This is a genomic window from Vibrio sp. 10N.222.46.A1, assembly GCF_041473595.1.
GTDB lineage: Bacteria > Pseudomonadota > Gammaproteobacteria > Enterobacterales > Vibrionaceae > Vibrio > Vibrio tasmaniensis_A.
Map to the genome: position 1 here is coordinate 1 of NZ_JBFRSN010000170.1, position 4,365 is coordinate 4,365.

The following is a 4,365-nucleotide window of genomic DNA, read 5'->3' on the forward strand; positions in this document are numbered from 1 at the left end:
TGGTTAATCCACAACTGATCGAGTTCGCACCAACCGAAACCATTCACTTGCGCGCCGTGTATCTTTTCAGAAACCTCTAAGTTGAACGCCTCTTGCTTAAGCTCAACCACATTCCCAGTTGCATTCAACCAATGCTTGAATGCCAACAGTGCATTCATCGCTAATTCAAAGTTTGGCTGGTTTCTTATTTCGGCTAAGCCTTGTTGGATTTTCTCTAGCATTTCAGCAGGCAGCGCCAAGTCCTCAAACGGGAAGCGAGTGAAAAAGCTTAACCACGAAGTGAAGGGGTCGTTCTCATCAATAATGCTGCACAACACGACGTCTTTGGTTGTTAGGTAGCTAGTTAGGTAGTTTCCATATTCCACGCTGGTTTTGTGGTCGCCAGACACAGACAACAGCTCGAAAAGGGCTTGGCATTCAGAGGTGTCTTCAACGGTGAATTCACGCTCTGTTTTCGACAACGCTGGGTTTTGAATCTTAAAGAAGGTTGAGCCGAATTCCGGTTTGGAATAATGGTCGCCACCACGCACGTTGGTGGTCTTTTCGGGCAGTTTCACGCACACCTGATTTTGAGCGCAGGCTTTGCTCTGTGCCCATTCTGGATAGACCCACAACTCGACTCGATTGAGAATCGGCGTGCTGTGTGAATACGCGCTATTACGGCTTAATCTCAACATCTTGCTTGAGAAGATGTCTAATGAGAACGCGCCAGATCCAATCAGCCTATCAGTCGGTGATGAGGGATCAAATACGGAGGCTTCAACTCTGGAAAGTAAGCGCGGTAAATGCCAATCAGGTTGATTCAATTTCACGACAACCACATTACCTGCCGAGGCAGAGACCTCATCAATATGCTGATAACAGCGACGCCATATTTTGCTTTGGCAGAGTGAATTAAGGTTGCGCGCTATGTCTTGAGGTTCGAGTGTTCGACCTTTATGAAAGTGAACGCCATTACGTATTTGAAAGTGCCACCGTGTCGCATCTTCATTAGGCTGCCAATGATAAGCCAGATCGCCGCTGAGTTTACCGTGCTTAACAGAGGTTAGGCGTTGGCAAACTTGCATCACTAGGAAGCGTTCGGTGCGTCTAAGTACTCGTTGAGGGTGAAGAGCCTCGAGCTCTCGGTGAAACGGGATATACGCGATATTCTGCGCCGACGAATTGGTATTGCTTAGAAAGGCTTGCAACTCAGCGCCAGCATTGCGGCCATTGAAGCTTAAGGTGCTAAACACCTGTTCTATATTACCCGCATCGGCTTGGGTTTGTGCGTATTGGTAACACGCCTCAATGGGCTCAACCAGACACGTCAGCTGTGCTTTCTTACTTCGGCCTGAACTGGCTTGCCACTCAATCCAGCCTTGCGCTGTCATCGCTTTGAGTAAGGTTTGAACGTGACGTTCACTCACGTGCAGCAGTGTGGCCAGTTGGTTAACCTGACAATGTGATACTCCAGGCCCAAAAGCCTGAAATATCTTTTCATACAGTTCAAGCTTGCGCTTAAGGTTGCCCAATTTGCTTTTCCTAACGACGAGGTTGAGTTAAATGTGGATAGCCAGAGTCAATGAGTGCGTTTTCCATCGTATCGAGAACTCGAGAGGTTATCTCTGATCTTAGGATATTCGATTCAGTTTTGCCTTGAAGCACCAAATCTGAAAAATGGTCGATTTCAAACTCGAATCCATTCCCTGTCACTGGGTAGTTGATGGTCGATTTTTTCCCTTGATGTTCAATCTCAATAAAGGCCGGATTCCACCATTTTTCGTGAATGGTGATCTTAGTATCAGGCCCACTCAAGTGCGCTGATCGGGGAAGGTTTTGCACTGTTGATGCCGATATCTTACCGTTCATATCACCAGAGAAGGTAAAGTACGCATCGGTATCAACATTTGCCCCCTCATAAAGACACGACATCTTTACCTGAGGTTTTGAAGGGTTCACACCCAGTGTTCGGCATAGATCGTAGAAGAACCAAAGCCCATAGACCCCAACATCGAGCGTTGATCCGCCTGACAAATCCGGATTGAAGATAAACAAATCGGGCTCATAGTCGTGATGGTTGCCAAAGCTGGCTTCGATTGAATCTATTTGAATGTGGTTATCGACCAAGAATGATTGGAGCTCACGATACGCGGGAAACACCACGGTTTTCATCGCTTCTAACAGCATCACGCCATTTTGCTTGGCGAGGGCTTTCATCTCAAGCCAGTCAGCAAGGTTGGTAAAAGCCGGCTTCTCGACCAATACGTGCTTATTGTTCTTTAGAAACAGTTCTGCGAGTGGCTGGTGGTATGGGTGAACGGTGGCGATGTAAACCGCTTCTACTGCTGGGTCATTCGCCATCTCTTCATAAGAACCATAAGCCTTGTCGCAACCAAACTTGTTGGCGAACGTGGCTGCGCGTGTATGGTCTCTCGCGGCAACCGCATAAAGCTCACCATGCAAACAGTGCTCTGTGACTGCCGCTGCGAATCGATTCGCGATATTACCTAGCCCTGCGATGCCCCATTTAATTTTGCGTTGCGTGTCGCTCATCAGTTACTCCAAATCGTTGTTTTGTCTCAGTGTACTCAGAGACGCCACATACAAATAGAGAACAGATTTCTCAACCTGTTCTCTATTTATTTTATTCTAGTTGAAGCTCAGGATTAGCTCTGTAGGGAGCGTTTCCAATCGGCTAGGGCTTGAATGTGTTTTGGTCCGATGCCACAACAGCCACCGACGATATTCGCACCCAATGCGTGCCAGCGTTTGGCGTAAGCTAGGTAACCTTGGCCATCCAGCTCACGCATCTCTTGAAGCATGTCATTGGCCTCATGTTCGCTGCTGATCGGCGCGAAGTTGTTCGCATAGACACCGATTTCCAGATCACAGCCTAGTTCTTCGATCACTTTTTTAGTATCGATGATGGCTTGATCCATCACTTCAGGCACTGAGCAATTAAACATAACGCCTGTAGCGTTGGATTGGCAGGCCAGTTTGATGGCGTCTGTTACGCTCTCGCCAGAACGAATGCTGGCAGAATCGCCCTTGGTGTCTTCCAAACTAAAGGCGTAATAACACGGTTTGTTTGATTGCTTGAGTACTGCATGAATGGATTCGAATTCTTGCAGGCTACAAATCGTTTCCGCGATCCAAAGGTCGATGTTTGGGTCTTGCGCATCGTAAAGGGTTTGAATGATAGGGGCTGCTTCTTCGACCTTAAACAAGTCTGGTCGGTAGCTGCCAAATGGCGGTGGAATCGCGCCTGCTACTTTCACTGTGTGAGGGGCATTGTCAGCAACGGCTTTAGCCAGTTCGCCAGATAGCTCTGCGAGTTCAAAACCTTGTTGTTTGAACAGCTCTTCACCCAAATGAAAAGGTACACAGGCGTAGCTATTGGTGATCAGGATTTCAGCACCAGCATCGACAAAGTTTTGATGCGCTTGGCTAACAAAATCGGGTGCCTCAATCAGCGCTTGAGCACTCCAAAGTGGTTGAGAAAATGGCGCGCCAATTTCTTTGAGTTCTCGGCCCATGCCGCCATCAAGTATGGTTAGTGTTTTCATATTCAATACTATCTAAACAATTGCTGAAGTTCTGCCGTCACCATATCAGACAACTTTGCTAGACAGAAGCCATCAAGCCAAGGTTCAACTATCGATGAGGGAGTTTCGCTATAGGCCGTCTAGTGGGCTAGTCGTGCCACTAAAGTGTTGCCCAATAACGTGAGTGTATATTTGAGTTGTCTTGACATCACTGTGCCCCAGTAGCTCTTGAACCGTTCTGATATCGGAGCCTGACTTTAGAAGTTGCTTAATAAATTGATTGTATCAATAGGCTAGAGCATTGAGAGCTACCTTTTGAGTATTGATGGCGACTTTTTGTTGATTAGCTAAATGAGAAAGAAAGGAGACAACTTCAGCGGCATGCATCTGTTCAGGGTGTTTAAGCTTATGAAAATGAATGAAGTATTTTATCCAGTAACAGTAGGCTTTGATTGTCTTGCGACTATAGCCTCGCATCGTCATATGTTCGCAAATTGCCTGCATGAATTGACTCGCCATATATTCCCCTCACAAAATCTGTACATACAGACAGTTTATTGCTTGTAGAATAATTAATGACTTAAAAAAGAGTGGTTTTTAACTCTGATTGAGCACGAATTTAACGAGAGGTTTATTTTAAATTATTGATTACAATGCAGATTTGTCGGTGGTTAAGAATGAGGCCGAGCGTTACATAGTCGGCAATATGTGCTTGCACGTTTTCACACTTAATGTTTAGACCCACTTTTATATTAAATGCATAGCATTCAGTTGGTTATGAGCGACCTTTTTGATATGTTAAGCGGATGGATTCGTGCTTGCACGATATTAAAATGTT

At 46.1% G+C, this 4,365-nt stretch carries 3 protein-coding genes and 1 pseudogene; all 4 read right to left on the reverse strand.

Translation table 11 applies throughout. The features are described from left to right. A partial coding sequence (locus AB4496_RS05905) for an SgrR family transcriptional regulator (protein WP_372130688.1) occupies positions 1 to 1,514 on the reverse strand: 1,514 nt, incomplete at its 3' end. A 10-nt stretch (positions 1,515 to 1,524) separates the two neighbouring features. Beyond that, complete coding sequence (locus tag AB4496_RS05910) at positions 1,525 to 2,535, reverse strand: Gfo/Idh/MocA family protein (protein WP_009845959.1); 1,011 nt, start codon at positions 2,533 to 2,535, stop codon at positions 1,525 to 1,527. 113 nt (positions 2,536 to 2,648) lie between these two features. Then, a complete protein-coding gene (locus AB4496_RS05915; RefSeq protein WP_009845958.1) occupies positions 2,649 to 3,548 on the reverse strand; it encodes a homocysteine S-methyltransferase family protein in 900 nt (299 codons plus the stop codon). 108 nt (positions 3,549 to 3,656) lie between these two features. Then, positions 3,657 to 4,046: pseudogene (locus tag AB4496_RS05920) on the reverse strand (phage integrase N-terminal SAM-like domain-containing protein). Positions 4,047 to 4,365 lie beyond the last annotated feature (319 nt).

What these genes read in the sequence shown, in the direction of transcription:
- AB4496_RS05910 (WP_009845959.1), bottom strand. Translation starts at nt 2,535, where the DNA reads ATGAGCGACACGCAACGCAAAATTAAATGGGGCATCGCAGGGCTAGGT.
- AB4496_RS05915 (WP_009845958.1), bottom strand. Translation starts at nt 3,548, where the DNA reads ATGAAAACACTAACCATACTTGATGGCGGCATGGGCCGAGAACTCAAA.